Raw genomic sequence first — 17,404 nt, 5'->3', positions numbered from 1 at the left:
GTGGGCCGGTGAGTGGCTACTTGGCGGCGAACGGTGCGTTGATTATGGCGGAGGCCCTCGGTGAACTAGCGTCGTCCTGGTGAGTACCGCACGAATCGTGATCGTGGGTGGCGGTTTCGCCGGAGTGGAGTGCGCCCGATATCTGGAGCGCCGGTTGCGGCCGGGCGAGGCGGAGGTGCGCCTGGTCGGGGCGTACGGGGCCGCTCAGCTGTACCTGCCCCTGCTGCCGCAGGTTGCGGGCGGGGTGCTGCCCTCCCAATCGGTGGTGGTGTCGCTGCGGCGGGTGCTGAAGCGCACCGAATTGATTCCCGGCATGGTGGTGGGGGCGGACGCGGCGCGGCGGCAGTGCGTGGTGCGGCGGCCCTCGGGTAGCGAATACGCGCTGGACTACGACCATCTCGTGCTGGCGTCCGGCAGTGTCACCCGCATCCTCGATATTCCGGGCCTGCCCGAACACGGTTTCGGGATGAAGACGCTGGCCGAGGCCGCTTATCTGCGCGATCACGTGCTGCGGCAGCTGGATATGGCCGCCGTCACCGATGATCCGGACGAGCAGCGCGAGCGCCTTAGCTTCGTGACCGTCGGCGCGGGATACGCGGGCACCGAGACCATGGCCGTGCTCGCGCGGCTCACCCAGGCCGCCGCCCGCGAGTACTTTCCGCGCCTGAATCCGGACCTGGTGCGCTGCTGTCTGGTCAACCACAGCGGGCGCGTCATGCCGGAACTGGGCGAGCGCTTGGGGGAGAGCGCGAAAAAGCTGATGGCCAAACGCGGTATCGAGTTCATTGCCGGTGCGTCGGCCACCGAGGTCGGCGAGCGCACGCTGACATTGACCACGGGACAGGTCATTCCGACGCGCACCGTGGTGTGGACAGCGGGCGTGACGCCCAGCCCGCTCGCCGATCATCTCGGCGCGGAGACGGTGCGCGGCCGCATTGTCGCCGATACGAACCTGTGCGTGCCCAGTCTGGCGAATGTCTGGGCCTGCGGTGATGTCGCCGCCGTCCCGGATGTGACCGCGCCGGGCGCGTTCTGCGCGCCGACCGCGCAGCACGCCATGCGCCAGGGCCGCCGCATGGGTGCGAATCTGGTTGCGACACTGCGCGGTAAGCCCCGCGCCGAGTATCGCCACAAGGATCTGGGCATGGTTGTGGACCTGGGCGGCTGGGATGCCCTGGCCCTCCCGCTCGGCATCGGGTTATGTGGCGCCCCGGCGCAATTCGTGACCCGCGGCTATCACCTGATGGCCACCCGCACCTTCGCCGCCCGTGCCCGTATCGGTTTCAACTGGGCCTTGCACGCCCTCACCGGCGACGACTTCATTCGCCTCGGCTTCGGTGACGACGCCCCGCACACCATCGGCGATTTCGAACGCTCCGCCGCCTATCTGAGCCCCGATCAGGTTGCCGCCGTACTGAATTCCCGAATATGACGAAGCCCCGGTCCGGGTGGAGGACCGGGGCTCGCCGGGCGGCCGGTGTCCCGGCAGACACTCGGCCGCCGGGATCCCGCTAGCGCACCGAGGGGGGTGTGCGATCGTCGGGCTGTGGTTGTCGCTGCTTGCCCAGCAGCGAATGCTTACGGCCGTAGGCGAAGTAGAGCACCGTGCCCAGCGCCATCCAGATGACGAAGCGCAGCCAGGTCTCGATGGACAGGTTGAGCATGAGCCACAGGCAGGCCAGCGCCGCCAGGATCGGGACCAGCGGGACCAGCGGAACACGGAAGCCGCGCTTCAGATCCGGGCGGGTGCGGCGCAGGATCGGCACGCCGATGGCCACCAGCACGAAGGCCGCGAGGGTGCCGATGTTCACCATCTCTTCGAGAGTGCCGAAGTCGACGAACCCGGCCAGCAGCGCGCAGATGACGCCCACCAGGACGGTCAATCGCACCGGCGTGCCCTTGGATTCGGTGTGGGCGAGTCCGCGGGGCAGCAGCCCGTCGCGCGCCATGGCGAACAGCACGCGCGTCTGACCCATGTACATCACCATGACGACCGTCGACAGGCCCGCGATGGCGCCGATGGAGATGATGGACTTCACCCAGGTCGCGCCGTGCAGTGCGAAAGCGGTTGCCAGGGTGGCATTTCCATTGGCCAGCTCGGTGTAGGGCACCATGCCGGTGAGCACGATGGACACGCCCACGTAGAGCACGGTCACAATGGCCAGCGCGCCGAAGATGCCGCGCGGCACATCGCGCTGCGGGTTGCGGGTCTCCTCGGCGGCGGTGGCGACCACGTCGAAGCCGACGAAGGCGAAGAACACCAGGGAGGCGGCCGCGAGCAGGCCGTACCAGCCGTAGCTGGTGCCGCCGGAGCCGGTCAGGAAGGAGAACAGCGACTGCCGCAGACCGTCGGCGTGCTCGGTCGGCTGCGCCGGGGGAATGTAGGGCGTCAGGTTGGACGGCTTGAAGTAGGTGGCGCCGACGACCAGCACCAGGGCGATCACCCCCAGTTTGATGGCGACCGCGACGGCCGACACCCGCGAGGACAGCTTGGTGCCGGTGGCCAGCAGCACGCCGACGACGGCGATGATGAGCACCGCGCCCCAGTCGAAGGTGATCGACCCCAGTTGCAGCACCGGCGGCTGCGAGCCGAGCACTTCGCCGAGGTATTGCGACCAGCCCTTGGCCACCACGGAAACCGCGAGGGCGAACTCGAGGATCAGGTCCCAGCCGATGATCCACGCGATGATCTCGCCGAAGGTGGCGTACGCGAAGGTGTACGCGCTGCCAGCCACCGGCACGGTCGAGGCGAATTCGGCGTAGCACAGCGCGGTCAACCCGCACGCGATCGCCGCAAAGACGAAGGCGAGCGAGACCGACGGTCCGGCCACCGTGCCCGCGGTCCGTGCGGTGAGGGTGAAGATGCCCGCGCCGATGACCACCGCGACGCCGAAGATCGTCAGATCCCGTGCGGTTAGATCCTTGCGTAGCTTGGAATCCGGTTCATCGGTATCCCGGATCGACTGTTCGACTGATTTGGTGCGGAACAATCCGCTCGTGATCGCCACTCTTGGTTTCCTCCTTGAAACTCCGGTGCTGCGGTCAGATCGACCGCGGGATGGCGTCGAGACGCCGCTCGGCGAACCGGTTCGCCGCCTCGCCCGTTCCGATTCCTTCGTGCTGCGCGGCCGCGATGATGTCGCGGACGCGATCGAAGATGCTGGTGACATCGGCTTCCACGGCGGCCGGTTCGGCCTGCCGCAGTTCACCCGCCACCTGAATGAGGCCGCCCGCATTGGCGACGAAGTCCGGCACCCAGGTGATGCCCCGGCCGCGCAGCGCCTGCTCGACCTCCGGATGCGCGAGCTGGTTGTTGGCCGCGCCGCAGACCAGCTTGGCCGCGATGGCGTCGGCGCTGGACATGGTGAGCGTGGCGCCCAGCGCGCACGGCGCGTACACGTCGACCGGTGCGGTGGCGACGTGGCTGAGCAGCCGCACCGACGGGTGCTCCTGCGAGACCCGCTGCATGGCAGCCTCGTTCACATCGGTGATGCACACCTCCGCGCCGTCGGCGAGCAGCATGGCGGTGAGTTCGCGGCCCACCTTGCCGACGCCCTCGACGCCGACCGTCCGACCCGCCAGCGACGGTGTGCCCCAGACGGATTCGGCGCCCGCGCGCATGGAGTGGAAGACGCCGAGCGCGGTCAGCCGGGCGCTGTCGCCGGAGCCGCCCGCGGCCTTGCTGCGGCCGGTCACGTACCCGGTGTGCTGTCCGATGAGGTCGAGATCGTCGGTATTGGTGCCCACGTCACCGGCGGTGATGTAGCGCCCGCCGAGGGTTTCCACGAAGCGCGCGTAGGACGCCAGCAGCGCCTCGGTCTTGGCCACGGCCGGATCGCCGATGATGACGGCCTTGCCGCCGCCCAGGTCCACGCCGGAGGCGGCGGCCTTGTAGGTCATGCCCCAGGACAGGCGCAGCACGTCCTCGAGGGCCGCGCCCTCGGTGGCGTAGGGGTAGAAGCGGGTGCCGCCGAGCGCGGGGCCCAGCGTGGTCGAATGGATCGCGATAATGGCCTTGAGGCCGGTCTTGTCGTCTTCGCAGAACACGACCTGTTCGTGGCTGCGGCGGCTCAGCTCGTGCGAGCGGCCGAAAACCCCTGTCTCGGTGTGCATTGCGGTCACGATCGATTCCTCTCTTGATACCGCCGGGTGTGGCGGTGTTTCGGTTACCGCCGGGGTGTGGCGGTGCTGGTCGCCGCTGTCGGCGGCCGCCCCTCGTCGTTCCGGCGTGGATGTGGCCGGAACGACGAGGGTGTTGGGGGCTGGGTCAGTGCTCGATGCCGAGCGCGCGCAGACCGGCCCAGTACTGCTCGACATTGCCGAGCTTGACGTCCTCGTAGCCGCGCACCACATCGGGCAGTCCGGCCGCCTGGACGGCGGTGTCGTAGTTGCCGGTGCTCAGCGCGACCGCCAAGTGCCGGACCATCTCGGTGTAGTGGGACAGCAACTCCCGCTCCACCTTTCGCACCTGCGCGTAGCCGAACGGGTCCAGGGGGGTGCCGCGCAGTTTCTTGCCCTTGGCGAGCAGCTTCAGCGCCACATGCGATTTCGGCCCGAGACCGATCTTCTTCTTGCGGCCCATGGCGCGCAGGATCGGCGGATGCAGCTTGTAGGTGAGGTTCTCGCCGCCGGGCACCTGCTCGCGCACCTGGTCGAGGAAGGCCGGATCCACCAGCAGGCGGGCGACCTCGTACTCGTCCTTGTAGGCGGTGAACTTGTGCAGTCCGCGCGCCACGGCCGCGCTGAAATCGGTGCGCTCGGTAACAGTCCTCTCGGCGGACCAGACGAGCTGCACCGTATCGATGTAGCGCCGGGCGACCTTCGCGCTCTGGAAGTCGATCAGTTCGGCGGCGCGCAGCTCCACCAGTCGCCGGACCTCACCGTCGAAGGTGGTCCCGGCCAGCAGTTCGGCGGGCACCTCGGCCCGAACCCACTGCGCCCGAACGGATCCGACGGCCGCGGCGAAGGCGGCGGGATCGGCGATGGCGACCCGGCCCCAGCGGAAGGCCGCGATATTGGCGGCCACGGCGACACCGTTGATGCTCACGGCCTCCTCGATGGCCGCCGCGGGCAGGCGCAGGCCGCCGGACTGGAAGGCCGCGCCGACCATCAGGAAGTTGGCGGCCGCGGTATTGCCGAACAGCTTCTCGGCCGCCGCGAGCGCATCGAAGTGATGCAGCGAATTCGACGCCGTGCCAAGACGATCCAGCAGCGTCTGCGTCGGCGGGTAGGCGACGTTCTTGTCGTAGACCATATCGCCGGTCGGCGTCTGGCTGGTCGAGGCGATGGCGATGGTGCTCGCGGCATTGCCGTACTGCAGGTTCTTGGGATCGGTGGCGGTGAGCAGATCGATGGCCACCACGCAGTCGGCATTGCCCGGCGTGAGCCGGTTGGACGGCTCCAGTTCGGTCGCCGAGAACCGCAGGTGGGATACGACCGGACCGGCCTTCTGGCTCAGGCCGATCTGATCGAGGCTCTCCACCTCGTATCCGGCCCGCAGCGCGGCGGTGGCCAGCACCTGGTTGACGGTGACGATGCCGGTGCCGCCGATTCCGGCGATGAGCACGTTCTGCGTGCCCTGCGGTGCGCCCAGCCCCGGATCGGACACCGTGGGCGGCTCCGCGGTCTTGCGCTTGGATCCCTTGCGGCCCTTCTTGTCCGGCGTCAGCTCGACCGTCACGAAGGACGGGCAGTCGCCGTCGAGGCAGCTGTAATCGGTATTGCAGGAGGTCTGATCGATGCGGGTCTTGCGCCCGAATTCGGTCTCGACCGGTTGCACCGACAGACAGTTCGACTTCACGCCGCAGTCGCCGCAGCCCTCGCACACGGCCTCGTTGATGATCACCTGGGTATTGCGGGTGGGCAGGGTGCCCCGCTTGCGCTGGCGGCGCGCGTCGGCCGCGCAGTGCTGGTCGTAGATGAGCACGGTCGTGCCCGGAATCTCGCGCAGCAGCCGCTGCGCCTCGTCGAGCCGGTCGCGATGCCACAGCAGCGTGCCCTTGGCCAGGGCTTTCTTATTGTGCCACTGGGGTTCGTCGGCGCAGACGATGATCTGCTTCACGCCCTCGATGGCGAGCTTCCGGGTGATCTGCTCGACCGACAGGATGCCCACGGCGTCCTGTGCGCCGGTCATGGCGACGACCTCGTTGTAGAGCAGTTTGAAGGTGATGTTCACCCCGGCGGCCACGCAGGCCTGCACGGCCAGCTGTCCGGAGTGGAAGAAGGTGCCGTCGCCGATGTTCTGGAACAGGTGCGGCACATCGGTGAACGGGGCTTGGCCGATCCACTGGCTGCCCTCGCCGCCCATCTGGGTCAGCCCGGTGACCGCGCTGTCGGCGCGCCCGGACATGGTGACCAGGGTGTGGCAGCCGATGCCGCCGCCGCCGATGGAACCCTCGGGCAGCGCGGTGGAGCGGTTGTGCGGGCAGCCGCTACAGAAGTACGCGGTGCGCTTGGTGGACAGCACCTCCAGCGAAAGCGGCGGCGGCGCGGCCTTTTTCAGCTCGACGCGGTCGCGCAGCACGCGGCGCAGCGGGCCGAGCAGGCGGCCGGGGGTGAGTTCGCCGTCGAAGGGCATGAGCAGTGCGCCGCGCTCGTCGTGCTTGCCGAGGATGCGCGGGGTGTGCTCGGTGCCGTAGAGGATCTCGCGGATCTGGGTCTCGATGAAGGCGGTCTTGTCCTCCACCACGACGATCTGCTCCAGGCCCCGGGCGAACTCGGTGACCTTTTGCGCCCCAACGGGATACGGCATGCCGATGCGCAGCAGCCGGATGCTCGCGCGGTGCAGGGCCGCATCGTCGACACCGAGATCGAGCAGCGCCTGGCGGACGGAATCGAAGGTGGTGCCGGTGGCCGCGATGCCGATCGTGGCATCGGCGGGATTCACCTCGATCACATCGAGATCGTTCGCCGCGCCGAAGGACCGGACCATCTCCCAGCGTGGGCCGTACAGATCCGCCTCGGCCAGCACGCTGTCGGTCGGCGCGGCCATGGGCCGCTGCCGGTAGGCGAAAGGCTTGCCCTCCCACTGCACTTCGGGCACAGTGAGCGGCAGGTCTGCGACCGCGGCGTCCACCGTCCAGGCGCCGTCGGCGACATCGGCGACGATCTTCATGGCCACCACGCAGCCCGAGGCCCGCGACAGCGCCACCCCGGCCATGCCCATGGTGATGATCTCTTCGGCATTGCGCGGGAACAGCACCGGAATGCCCATGGCCGCCAGGGACCGCTCGCTCACCGCGGGCACGGTCGAGGATTTGGAGGCCGGATCGTCGCCGACCAGCAGCAGGACGCCGCCGCGCGGATTGACGCCGTACATATTGGCGTGCCGCAGCGCATCGGTGGCGCGGTCCACGCCGGGGCCCTTGCCATACCACACGCCCACCACGCCGTCGTGGGTCGCGCGCCCGGCCGGAAGGTCGGCCTGGCTGCCCCATACCGAGGTGGCGGCGAGTTCCTCATTGAGTCCGGGTACGAAGGTGATGTCGTGCTCGGACAGCACATTCGGCATGCCGAGCAGCATCTTGTCGACGCCGCCGAGGGGGCTGCCCTGATAACCGGAGACGAAGGTCGCCACCCGGCGACCGGCGCGAATATCTCTGACGTGCTGTTCGACCAGCAATCGGGCAATGGCCTGTACGCCCGTGAGCAGAACCGGACCCGCGCCGGAGCGATAGCGGTCGGCGAGGTCGTACGGTGCGGTTGTCTCGGCCTGCGGGCGGGATGACGGGCAGGCAACGCTGGTCATGGACAGTCACCACACTTTCCACAGCCCAGATCGTGAGCTGCAAACGAAGGGACTTGCAATCGGTGCAGCGAAATCTGCCGGGATGTGTGTTTTGTGTCAATAGCCGCCCGGAAAGTTGATCAGACTGCTCAAAAGTGATCTGGAGCACTACCGCTAATGAGTCAATCTGCTCGGTGGTGGGTGTCCCCGGTCACATCAGGCGGAATCCGGATTGTTCGTCAGATGTTCGACCAACGGCAGTGAGCGGTATTCGATGGGCGTCGCCAGGGCCAGCATGGTCTCGGTGTGCCGCACTCCCGGGATTGCGTGCACTCGCTGAATGATGCCGAGCAGATCCTGCTGTGTCTGTGCCCCGATGCGCACCAGCAGATCCGATCGGCCCGTGGTCGCGTGCACCTCGAGTATATGGGGGAACGCCCGCAGGGCGTCGACAATGTCGTCGATCTTGTTCTGATCCAGTTCCACGCCGAGGAACGCGTGCACCGCGAATCCGATGGCCTGTAGATCGATCGTCGGCGGATAGCCCCGCACCACCCTCGCCGACTCCAGCCGCTTCATGCGCGCCTGCACCGTGTTCCGGGCGATACCCAAGCGCGCCGCCAACTCCAGGATCGGCGTGCGCGGATCGGCCGCCAGTTCCTTCAGCAGCGCGGCATCCAGGTTGTCGATCTTGATGGCCACACCGCATTTTCGCATGACACTCTGAAGAGGCCACCGCATATCGCAGGTCCGGGCGCGTGCTCAGGCGACGCGCTGGGCGCGGTCGATCCCATTGACGAGGACCGACAAGAGGACGGCGGCGAGAAACAGCAGCCCACAGGAGACCCAGAACGCCGGGGCGCTGCCGATCGAGAACCCGACCCAGAAGGCGATCCAGCCGCCGATCCAGGTGACCCACCAGGCTCCGGCCAGCGCGGTCGCAACACCCGAACCACCCGGCCGGGTCAGCTGATGGATGGCGACGACCGGGAGGAACAGATTGGCGAGGGGGACGATCCAGCCCGCCACCACCCAGGAGCGGCCGAGGCGCGGCCCGCCCGGGCTCAGGGTCTCGGCATTGCGGTTCGCGCGCAACTGCCAGCAGATGAGGGTCACGGCCGCGATCGGTACGGTGATCAGCAGCGCCGCGAAACCGAGCATGGTGGGTATGGCCCAATCGCTCAGGGCCGCATCGTATTCGGCCGAGTCCTCGGACAGACTGTCGAGGTAGTCGTACTTCGACATCGCGGAGGCGATCACCACCGGACCCAGCAGCACCGGAAACAGCAGGAACGAGGCCGCCGGGCCGAGGTAGCGGCCCACGGCAACGGGTTCCCGATGCACGACGCCGCCGAATTGCCCCGGCGCTCCCGGATAGGGTTGCGGAGCGGGGATATCCGGGACCTCTCGCCCGCGCTGCCACTCGGTGACGCGGGACAGCACCGTCCGTACGGCGAACGCCGAAACGGCGGCGGCGATCACCGCCCCCGCGAAGAGCGCCACCGATATCGCGGCGCGCCCGGAATCATCGGACCACCCGTAGCGAACGGAAATGCTCGTCAGCAATCCGATGAACCACAGGAGCAGGCCCACGAACCAGCTCGCCCACCACAGCACCACGATCGGCGTGGTGGAATTCGCGGGCAGCCGCACCGAGTTCGGCGCCGTACGGGGATCGCTGGCCCGTTGCACATCATCGAGAACAATGGGTGGAACGAACCAGTTCGCAATCGGGAGAAAGCCCGCGAACACCCAGCCTCTGGACATGCGATGCGGTGTCGCGCAGAGCAATTCGGCATTGGACCGGGCCCGGTACAACCAGATCACGAAGAGAATGCCGAAGATCGCCTGCAGGCCCAGCGTCACCGGCGTGGCCCAGTTCATCCATTGTTCGGAAGCGTCGAGGGACGCCAGATACTCGTCGACGTCGATCGTCCCGGCTTCGAAGTCGCTGAGCAGCAGCCAGAATTGCACGAAGATGCCCACCTGAACGACGAGCGCGCCCACGACCGCGGCCGCGGCCACGGTCAGGGCGAACGTCAGGCCGCTCAGTGACCGCAGGACGGTCGTCGGCGGTGTGCGCACGGCGTAGGCATCGGATCCGTAATAGGCGGCCATCGGCCATCACCCCCAGCGACTTTCAAGCTTCTCGCCAGGCAGGCTATCGGGTGTCCCGCCGGTGGAAAATCTGTTTCGCTCTCACGCGAAACAACCCCGCGTGCCTTTTTGATTCCACGACTATCCGCCGGTGATTCACCGGGTTCGGCGCAGTAGAATTCGTTGATGACCGCCGCCGCCGATTCGGCTCTGGCAATGCGTGAGCGGATCCTGGGTGTCGCCTACGAGCTGTATACCCGCCATGGCGTGCGCGCCGTCGACGTGGCCGAGATCGCCGATCGGGCTGGTACCGCGGAAGCCGTGCTGCGTCAGCATTTCGCGACGGTCGACGACCTGGTCCTGGCGGTGCTCGAGCGCCGGGAACGGTTGTGGACCTTCGGGTTGATCGAAGAGCAGTCACGGTGCCGCGGCGAGACTCCCGAGGACCAGTTGCTGGCGATGTTCGATGTCTTCGAGGAGTGGTTCGCGGCCGACGATTTCGACGCGTGCACCTTCATCAACGTGCTGCTGGAAATGGGCGCGGACCACCCGCTGGGCCGGGCTGGAATCGATTACCTGCAACACATTCGGGATATCGTGCGCACCCGCGCCGAACGCGCCGGGCTCACCGACGTCGACAACTTCTCCCGTTCCTGGCACATCCTCATGAAGGGCTCGATCATTGCCGCCGCCGAAGGCGACCTGCTGGCCGCCCGCCGCGCACAGCGCATGGCGCGGCTACTGATCGAAGTGCACCGCCCCCGCGCCGAATCTCCGCAATCCGCAGGCTAATTCGACCCGCCGCACAATGGACGCGAGCCGAGATCCCTTGCACCGTAACGTATCCGACGTCTATTCGGTCGGCCGCTCACCGAGTGACCGCTCCAACCGTTCGGCGTACCGGACGAGCAGGTCGGCCGGATCGGCGGGCGGGGTCCGAGGGCGCCAGATGGCCCGGAACTTACAGATCCGGTTCGGCGATCAGGCCGCTGAGAATGTGACACGCGCGCGACGGTGCGTGCGTCTCGTTTGTCCGATCCAGTCGTAGGGTCGAGGCCGCTGATAGCGAACGGTCTCATGCTGCGGAGGTCGGTGAATGCGGGTCTGCGTGAGTGGTCGTCGGATGGTCTGCGGCTGTTGTCTTGCCTTGTTTGCGAGCAGTACCGGGGTCGGTGCGGCGCAACCCGCATCGGATACCGAGGAGGTGATACCGCGGGTGCTGGCCGCTGCCGTGACCCGTGACCTCGGGATCGGGGGGTCTCAATATTTGAAGCGGGCCGAGGAGGGGCAGCGGCTGGCGGCGTTTCGGGATCGGGCGCGCAAGTCATACGACCGTGAGTTCGCGGGTGTGTGGATGGACGGGGATCGCGCCATCGTGGCGCTTGCGGATGGGCCGAGTCGGGACATTGTCGAGGGGGAGGCCGAGAAGGCTGGGTTCGTCGTCGAGCGGGTGGCGCACAGTGAGGCGGAATTGTGGCAGCGTCGCGATGCGCTGTGGGGGTGGATTGCGGCGCAGCCTGCCGATCTCGCGGGGGCAATGCTCGGGGACGGTATCGATGTCGCGCGCAATACCGTTGTCCTGCACGCCACCAGGGATCCGGCGCTGCCGCGGGAGCTGGGGGATGTCGCGGTGGTCACCGTGCCGGAGGAGCCGAAAGGTGAACCGGATCCGGAATCACCCGATGTGCGACCACTGGTCATTGCAGAGGCTGGCGCCGACTACATCGGCGGTCGCGCCTACGCCGTCGTCAGGAAGGGCGGAACCGGCCGCTGCTCACTGGGTTTCAATGCCACCGATGGGGACGGGAAGGCGGTTTTCATTACCGCCGCGCATTGTGATCCCAACCAGGACGGTCAATCCGGCGGCGGGTCTGCCGAACCGGCGAAGGTGTACGACTACAGCACGGGCAAGCGGGGTGTTGAAGTCGGATCCTTCACGGTCTCGAAGTACGGTCCACGGGACTATGCGGTTGTGCGGGTCCTGGACGCGCAGGCCTCGCGTTTCCGGAACAACCTGGTAGGCGCCGAGACGCTGCCGCTGCCCGGTCCGCCGCCGCCCAACCCGCCCGCGCCATCGCCGAGCGGATCCCAGGGCAGTGCGTCCGCGCCACCGGCGGGCAGCAGTGGTCCGGCGCAGGGCACGGTGGTGGAGCCGGGTGCGGCTCTCGCTGTCGGCGAACCCGATCCGATTCGCATCGATGGCACCGCGTCGCCGGTGGTCGGCGCACCGGCGTGCAAGTCCGGTGCGATGACCGGTCTCACCTGCGGAACCGTCACCGCGATCGGTCGGACCTACGACCAGTCCGACGGCGGTACCCAGAGGACCCGTATGGAAGGTCACTTCCAGATCGATACCTGTGCCGTGCGCGGGGACAGCGGCGGGTCGGTCATCACCGGAACCAAGGCCTTGGGCGTCTCGGCTTCGGCCTGGCCCGCCTACCACTGTGACAAGGGCAACTATCTCAACGCGCAGCCGATCGACATCATGCTGACCGAAGTGCCCGGACTGAAGATCCGCACCGGTTGAGGCGAAAACGGTGAAGGCCCCGGTCCGACAGGACCGGGGCCTTCACTTCGGGTGGCTGACGGGACTCGAACCCGCGACAGCCAGGATCACAACCTGGTGCTCTACCAACTGAACTACAGCCACCATTGCCGGGCGTTTCCGGCGCGGTAGATCGTATCGCGATCCGGCTCTCAGATCCTAATCGGCTGGTTGGGCCGTATTTCCGGCCTGTTTGGCGCTGCTGCCGAGTTCGGCTGCGACGGCCGCGATCTCTGCGGTGGACGGGCCGGGCGCGGGGACAAAGGCGGTGCGGCGGTAGTACTGGAGTTCGCGGATCGATTCCTGGATATCGGCCAGGGCGCGGTGGGCGAGGCCCTTCTCCGGCTGGCCGAAGTAGATGCGCGGATACCAGCGGCGGGCCAACTCCTTGATGGAGCTGACATCGATCATGCGGTAGTGCAGGTGCGCGTCCAGGGTGGGCATATCGCGGGCGATGAAGCCGCGATCGGTGGCAATGGAGTTACCGGCCAGCGGCACCGTGCGCGGGGTGGGCACGTACTCCTTGATGTACTCCAGGATCTGCCGCTCGGCCTCGTCGAGCGGCACGGTGGAGCGGCGGACCTCCTCGGTCAGCCCCGACCGGGCATGCATCTCCGTCACCACCGGCGGCATGGCCGCGAGCGCGGCGTCATCGGCATGGATCACGATGTCCACGCCCTCACCGAGGATATTGAGATCACTGTCGGTCACGAGCGCGGCCACCTCGATCAGCTTGTCGCTGTCCAGCCGTAGGCCGGTCATCTCGCAATCCATCCACACCACGAATTTGTCGGACACTCGGAAAAGGGTAGTCGTTTCGCTCCCATCGTCCGGGTCGCCCGGCCGCGTCGGGGCTGGGTTGGGGCCTGACCGGGGATTATGGTTGCTGCATCCGGCATCGATAGCGGTCGGTTCGTTGGCAGGGCAATTCTCTCGAGCAGTGCAGTTGGCAGAGCAGACGGAGGAAGCGCGATGACCACCCCGCAGGAGAAGGCAGCGGCGGCCCGCAAGGCCGCGGAGGAGGCCGCGCGCATCGCGGCGGAGGCAGCGGCGGCGGCCGAGGCCGCGGAACAGGAGGCGGCGGCGCAGGACGCGGCGGACAAGGCCACAGCCGCGGCCGCGGAGAAACCGAAGGGCGAGGCCGATCCCGGCGGCGGCGATGAGGCCGCGGCGCAGATCGCGGCCGGGTACGCCTTCGAAGGGCTGGCGCTCGAGCTGGGCACCGTCCTGGTGGACGGCAAGGTGCATCCCGATGCGCGGGTGCGGATTCCGATGAAGACCATGAACCGGCACGGGCTGGTCGCGGGCGCGACCGGTACCGGTAAGACGAAGACGGTGCAGGGGATCGCCGAGCAGCTCTCGGAGGCCGGGGTGCCGGTGGTGCTGGCCGATATCAAGGGTGACCTGTCCGGCCTGTCCATGCCCGGGCAGTCCAATGACAAGATCCTCACGCGCGCACGGGAAACCGGAGACGCGGACTGGGCGCCGAGCGGTTTCCCGTGCGAGTTCGTCTCACTGGGCACCGAGGGCATCGGCGTGCCGATCCGGGCCACGATCACCGCATTCGGCCCGATCCTGCTGTCGAAAGTCCTGGGCCTCAACGAAACTCAGGAATCCACGCTCGGCCTGATCTTCCACTGGTCGGATCAGAACGGCTTCCCGCTGCTCGACCTCAAAGACCTGCGGGCCGTTATCCAGTTCCTCACCAGCCCCGAGGGCAAGGAGGACCTGAAGGGCATCGGCGGCGTCTCGGCCACCACGGCGGGCGTCATCCTGCGCGCCCTGGTCAATCTGGAAGCCGACGGCGGCGACACCTTCTTCGGCGAACCGGAACTCGACCCCGCCGATCTCATCCGCACAGCGGGCGGCCAGGGCGTCATCACCCTCTTCGAACTGGGCGCGCAGGCGGCCCGCCCGCAAATGTTCTCGACCTTCCTCATGTGGGTACTGGCCGACCTCTTCCAGACCCTGCCCGAGATCGGCGATATGGATAAACCCAAGCTGGTCTTCATCTTCGACGAGGCGCACCTCCTGTTCAATGGCGCCTCCAAGGCGTTCCTGGACCAGGTCGAGCAGACGGTGAAGCTCATCCGCTCCAAGGGCGTCGGCGTATTCTTCTGCACCCAGCTCCCCACGGATATCCCCAATTCCGTTCTCTCCCAGCTCGGTGCGCGCATCCAGCACGCCCTGCGCGCCTTCACCCCCGAAGACCAGAAGGCCCTGTCGAAAACGGTCCACACCTATCCGAAGACCGCCACCTACGATCTCGAAAAGGCGCTCACCTCACTGGGTATCGGTGAAGCCGTCGTCACGGTGCTCTCCGAAAAGGGTGCGCCCACGCCGGTCGCCTGGGCGCGCATGCAGCCACCGCGTTCCCTCATGGACACCATCGGCGACGACGGAATCCGTTCCCGCGCACAATAGTCCACCCTCTACGCCAAATACGGCCAAACCATAGACGCCGACTCGGCCTATGAAATCCTCGCCGAGAAAATGGCCGCCGCCGCCAAACAGGCCGAAGCCGAAGCGGAAGAAGCGCCCCCGGCCCGTTCCTCCCGCTCCAAGCAGCCCCCGCCGGACGAGTCCATGGCCGAAAAGATCGTCAACAACCCGGCGTTCAAGAACCTGCTCCGTTCCGCCGCCACCGTCGCGGGCCGCGAAATCAGTCGCAGCATCTTCGGCACCCGCAAACGCTGACCTGCCGAGGCGGTGTGGGGGATGTCCCCCCCACACCGCCGCTGTCAGCGTCCGATATCGCGAGCAAGCAGGTCGTCGATGGTCTCGCGCCGAATGAGCTCCCGGCAGTCGCCATCCCGAACCGCGACAATGGGCGGCCGTCCGACGCCGTTGTACGACGACGCCAAGCTGTGGTGGTACGCGCCGGTGCACGGCATGGCCAGCACTTCCCCCGGCCGCAGGTCGACCGGCAGCCGGACATCGGTGGCGAGAATATCCCCGGCCTCGCAATACCGGCCCGCAATGGTCGCCGTCATCATCGGCCCGGTCGGATGCCGGTTGGCCACGACGGCGTCGTACCGCACGCCGTAGAGCGCGACGCGGGAGTTGTCCCCCATCCCGCCGTCCACGGTGACATAGGTGTGCCCGCCCTCGACCTGCTTGATGGACAGCACCCGATACAGGGTGATCCCCGCCCGCGCCACGATGGCCCGTCCGGGTTCGAGCGAAATATGCGGCCGCGGGAATCCGTGCCGCTGGCAGGCGGCATCCAGCGAGTCCTCGATGATGTCCGCGAGTTCGGGCAGATTCATCTCCGCATCGCCGCTCCGATAGGCGACCGCATGCCCGCCGCCGAGGTCGAGCTCTGTCAGGGTGAGATCGTGTTCATCGCGGATGCGCGCCATTTCCCCCACCATGCGCCGCACCGCCTCGCCATAGGGAAAGGTATCGTAGATCTGCGACCCGATATGGCAGTGCAATCCCACGAGCTCCAGATTCGATTGCCGTACAATGCGATCCACGGCTTCGGCCAGCGCGTGGCTGCCGATCGGAAATCCGAACTTCTGATCGGTGACTCCGGTGCGCACCGCCGGATGGCCGTGCACGTCGATATCCGGCGTCACCCGCAACATCACCTGCTGGGGCCGCGTGGCCAGCGCGGCGAGCAGCGTGATCTCGGTCATGGAGTCCACCACGATGCGCCCGACGCCGCAATTGATGGCCGTCTTCAGCTCGGCGAAGGGTTTCCCATTGCCGTGCAACACGATTCGCTGCGGATCTACCCAGGAGGAGAGTGCCACGGCCAGCTCACCGGCCGAGCACACGTCCAGCGAGAGCCCCTCGTCGGTGATCCATTCGGCGACCGCCCGGGTCAGCAGCGCCTTGCCCGCGTAGATGACCTCGGCATCGGGGAACCGCTTGCGGTACGCCCGGCAGCGGGCCCGCACTTCGCTTTCATCGAGCACATAGGTGGGCGTGCCGTACTGATCGGCGATATCGGCCAGCGCCACGCCGCCGACGGTAATGCGCCCGTCGGCGTCGTAGTGCGTCTCGCGCGGCCAGACCGCCGGATCCAGCCGCGGCAGCATGCCCCCGGACCGCAGCGACGGGAATATGTCGAGCAGCGTCACGATGTCTCCTGAGTCGCCCCCGCCGTTCGGTATGCGGGGCCACTGTCAGGAGTACGCCTGTTCCGGGAGTCCGGAAACACCTGGCTACACGCCCTTGACGAGCGAGTATCCGATCTTGACGGAATGTTGACCGCGCAGGCGGTCAGCCGCCCAGCTTCTTGTACGCGGCACCGGCCACCACCGAGGTGATCGAGCGCGGGCCGAACTGCCCGGCCAGGCTCATACCCTTGCTGATCAGGCCGGGAACGACGCGCATCTTGTTCCGGGCGAGCGCGTCGATGGTGATCTTGGCGGTGTGTGCGGCGGTGACCCAGATGAACTCGGGGATCTTGTTCCCGACCTCTTCCTGGTCCGGATTGTCGGTGCGCACCGGACCGGGAGCCAGCAGCGTGACGTGCACGCTGTGCTCCTTCATCTCCCCGCGCAGGGATTCGGCGAAGGTATTGGTGAACGCCTTGGAGGCCGCATAGGTCGTATTGTTCGGAATCGGCATATTGCCCGCGGCCGAGCCGGTAATGAGGATGCCGCCGCTGCGCCGTTCGATCATGCTCGGCAGGACGGCGAGGGTGAGGTCGTGCACCGCCACCGCATTGAGTTCCATGATGTCGCGCTCGTAGCCGAGATCCAGTTTCGCGAGCGAGCCGAAGGTGGCCACACCGGCGTTATTGCACAGAATCGCGATATCGCGCTTGGCCAGCTCCTCCGCCAGCGGGGCGCGCTGGTCGCGGTTCGACAGATCGACCGCGCGGACCTCGGCGGTGATGCCGTACTTCTTCGTCAGCTTCTCCGCGAGCTGATTCATGAGGTCCTCGCGGCGGGCGACGAGGATCAGCGAGTAGCCGCGCGAGGCGAGCTCTTCGGCGAGGGCGGTGCCGATGCCGGAGGAGGCTCCGGTGACTACGGCGCGGTTCTCAGCGGTGGGTGCAGGCAAGCTCACGGGTAGGGAGT

At 67.3% G+C, this 17,404-nt stretch carries 11 protein-coding genes, 1 tRNA gene and 1 pseudogene; 4 read left to right on the top strand and 9 right to left on the bottom strand.

The window, feature by feature from the left end; translation table 11 throughout:
- Positions 1–79: 79 nt before the first annotated feature.
- Positions 80–1,432 (top strand): NAD(P)/FAD-dependent oxidoreductase, encoded by a 1,353-nt coding sequence (locus tag NC4_RS17395; protein WP_067539212.1) that lies wholly within the window; start codon positions 80–82, stop codon positions 1,430–1,432.
- 79 nt (positions 1,433–1,511) lie between these two features.
- Here NC4_RS17395 and NC4_RS17390 read toward each other — a convergent pair whose 3' ends face one another.
- The 5 genes from NC4_RS17390 to NC4_RS17370 form a co-directional block, all read right to left on the bottom strand.
- The gene (locus NC4_RS17390) at positions 1,512–3,008 is read right to left on the bottom strand and encodes an APC family permease (RefSeq protein ID WP_067539209.1); all 1,497 of its coding nucleotides are present in this window, start codon (positions 3,006–3,008) and stop codon (positions 1,512–1,514) included.
- 34 nt (positions 3,009–3,042) lie between these two features.
- Positions 3,043–4,113, bottom strand: coding sequence for a Glu/Leu/Phe/Val dehydrogenase dimerization domain-containing protein (locus NC4_RS17385; protein WP_067539206.1), 1,071 nt, complete (start codon positions 4,111–4,113; stop codon positions 3,043–3,045).
- A 154-nt stretch (positions 4,114–4,267) separates the two neighbouring features.
- On the bottom strand, positions 4,268–7,747 hold the full coding sequence (locus NC4_RS17380; protein ID WP_067539204.1) for an indolepyruvate ferredoxin oxidoreductase family protein: 3,480 nt from the start codon (positions 7,745–7,747) through the stop codon (positions 4,268–4,270).
- 195 nt (positions 7,748–7,942) lie between these two features.
- Positions 7,943–8,428 (bottom strand): Lrp/AsnC family transcriptional regulator, encoded by a 486-nt coding sequence (locus NC4_RS17375; protein WP_084529345.1) that lies wholly within the window; start codon positions 8,426–8,428, stop codon positions 7,943–7,945.
- A 60-nt stretch (positions 8,429–8,488) separates the two neighbouring features.
- Complete coding sequence (locus tag NC4_RS17370) at positions 8,489–9,844, bottom strand: DUF4328 domain-containing protein (protein ID WP_067539200.1); 1,356 nt, start codon at positions 9,842–9,844, stop codon at positions 8,489–8,491.
- Between the two features lie 165 nt (positions 9,845–10,009).
- Here NC4_RS17370 and NC4_RS17365 point away from each other — a divergent pair, with 165 nt between their 5' ends.
- Both NC4_RS17365 and NC4_RS17360 read left to right on the top strand, forming a co-directional pair.
- Entirely contained in the window at positions 10,010–10,615 is a 606-nt protein-coding gene (locus NC4_RS17365) for a TetR/AcrR family transcriptional regulator (RefSeq protein WP_067539198.1), read from the top strand.
- Positions 10,616–11,090: 475 nt separating this feature from the next.
- Positions 11,091–12,350: a S1 family peptidase gene (locus NC4_RS17360; RefSeq protein ID WP_157554824.1), complete on the top strand. Its 1,260-nt coding sequence runs from the start codon at positions 11,091–11,093 to the stop codon at positions 12,348–12,350.
- A gap of 50 nt (positions 12,351–12,400) precedes the next feature.
- On the opposite strand, the gene NC4_RS17355 is transcribed toward NC4_RS17360, so the two are convergent.
- Positions 12,401–12,473, bottom strand: a tRNA-His gene (locus NC4_RS17355).
- A 54-nt stretch (positions 12,474–12,527) separates the two neighbouring features.
- Entirely contained in the window at positions 12,528–13,166 is a 639-nt protein-coding gene (gene orn, locus NC4_RS17350) for an oligoribonuclease (RefSeq protein WP_067539192.1), read from the bottom strand.
- Positions 13,167–13,340: 174 nt separating this feature from the next.
- Between orn and NC4_RS17345 the strand changes: the two are divergent.
- Positions 13,341–15,065, top strand: a pseudogene (locus NC4_RS17345) (helicase HerA-like domain-containing protein).
- A gap of 44 nt (positions 15,066–15,109) precedes the next feature.
- Here NC4_RS17345 and lysA read toward each other — a convergent pair.
- A complete protein-coding gene (gene lysA, locus NC4_RS17340) occupies positions 15,110–16,456 on the bottom strand; it encodes a diaminopimelate decarboxylase (protein WP_067539190.1) in 1,347 nt (448 codons plus the stop codon).
- Between the two features lie 142 nt (positions 16,457–16,598).
- A complete protein-coding gene (gene cmrA, locus NC4_RS17335) occupies positions 16,599–17,393 on the bottom strand; it encodes a mycolate reductase (RefSeq protein ID WP_067539187.1) in 795 nt (264 codons plus the stop codon).
- Positions 17,394–17,404 lie beyond the last annotated feature (11 nt).

Source organism: Nocardia crassostreae (assembly GCF_001613405.1).
Taxonomy (GTDB): domain Bacteria; phylum Actinomycetota; class Actinomycetes; order Mycobacteriales; family Mycobacteriaceae; genus Nocardia; species Nocardia crassostreae.
Note: the sequence above shows the minus strand (reverse complement) of the source record. Positions and strands in the feature narration are given on the sequence as shown.

What these genes read in the sequence shown, in the direction of transcription:
- NC4_RS17380 (WP_067539204.1), bottom strand. Translation starts at nt 7,747, where the DNA reads ATGACCAGCGTTGCCTGCCCGTCATCCCGCCCGCAGGCCGAGACAACC.
- NC4_RS17385 (WP_067539206.1), bottom strand. Translation starts at nt 4,113, where the DNA reads ATGCACACCGAGACAGGGGTTTTCGGCCGCTCGCACGAGCTGAGCCGC.
- NC4_RS17370 (WP_067539200.1), bottom strand. Translation starts at nt 9,844, where the DNA reads ATGGCCGCCTATTACGGATCCGATGCCTACGCCGTGCGCACACCGCCG.
- NC4_RS17365 (WP_067539198.1), top strand. Translation starts at nt 10,010, where the DNA reads ATGACCGCCGCCGCCGATTCGGCTCTGGCAATGCGTGAGCGGATCCTG.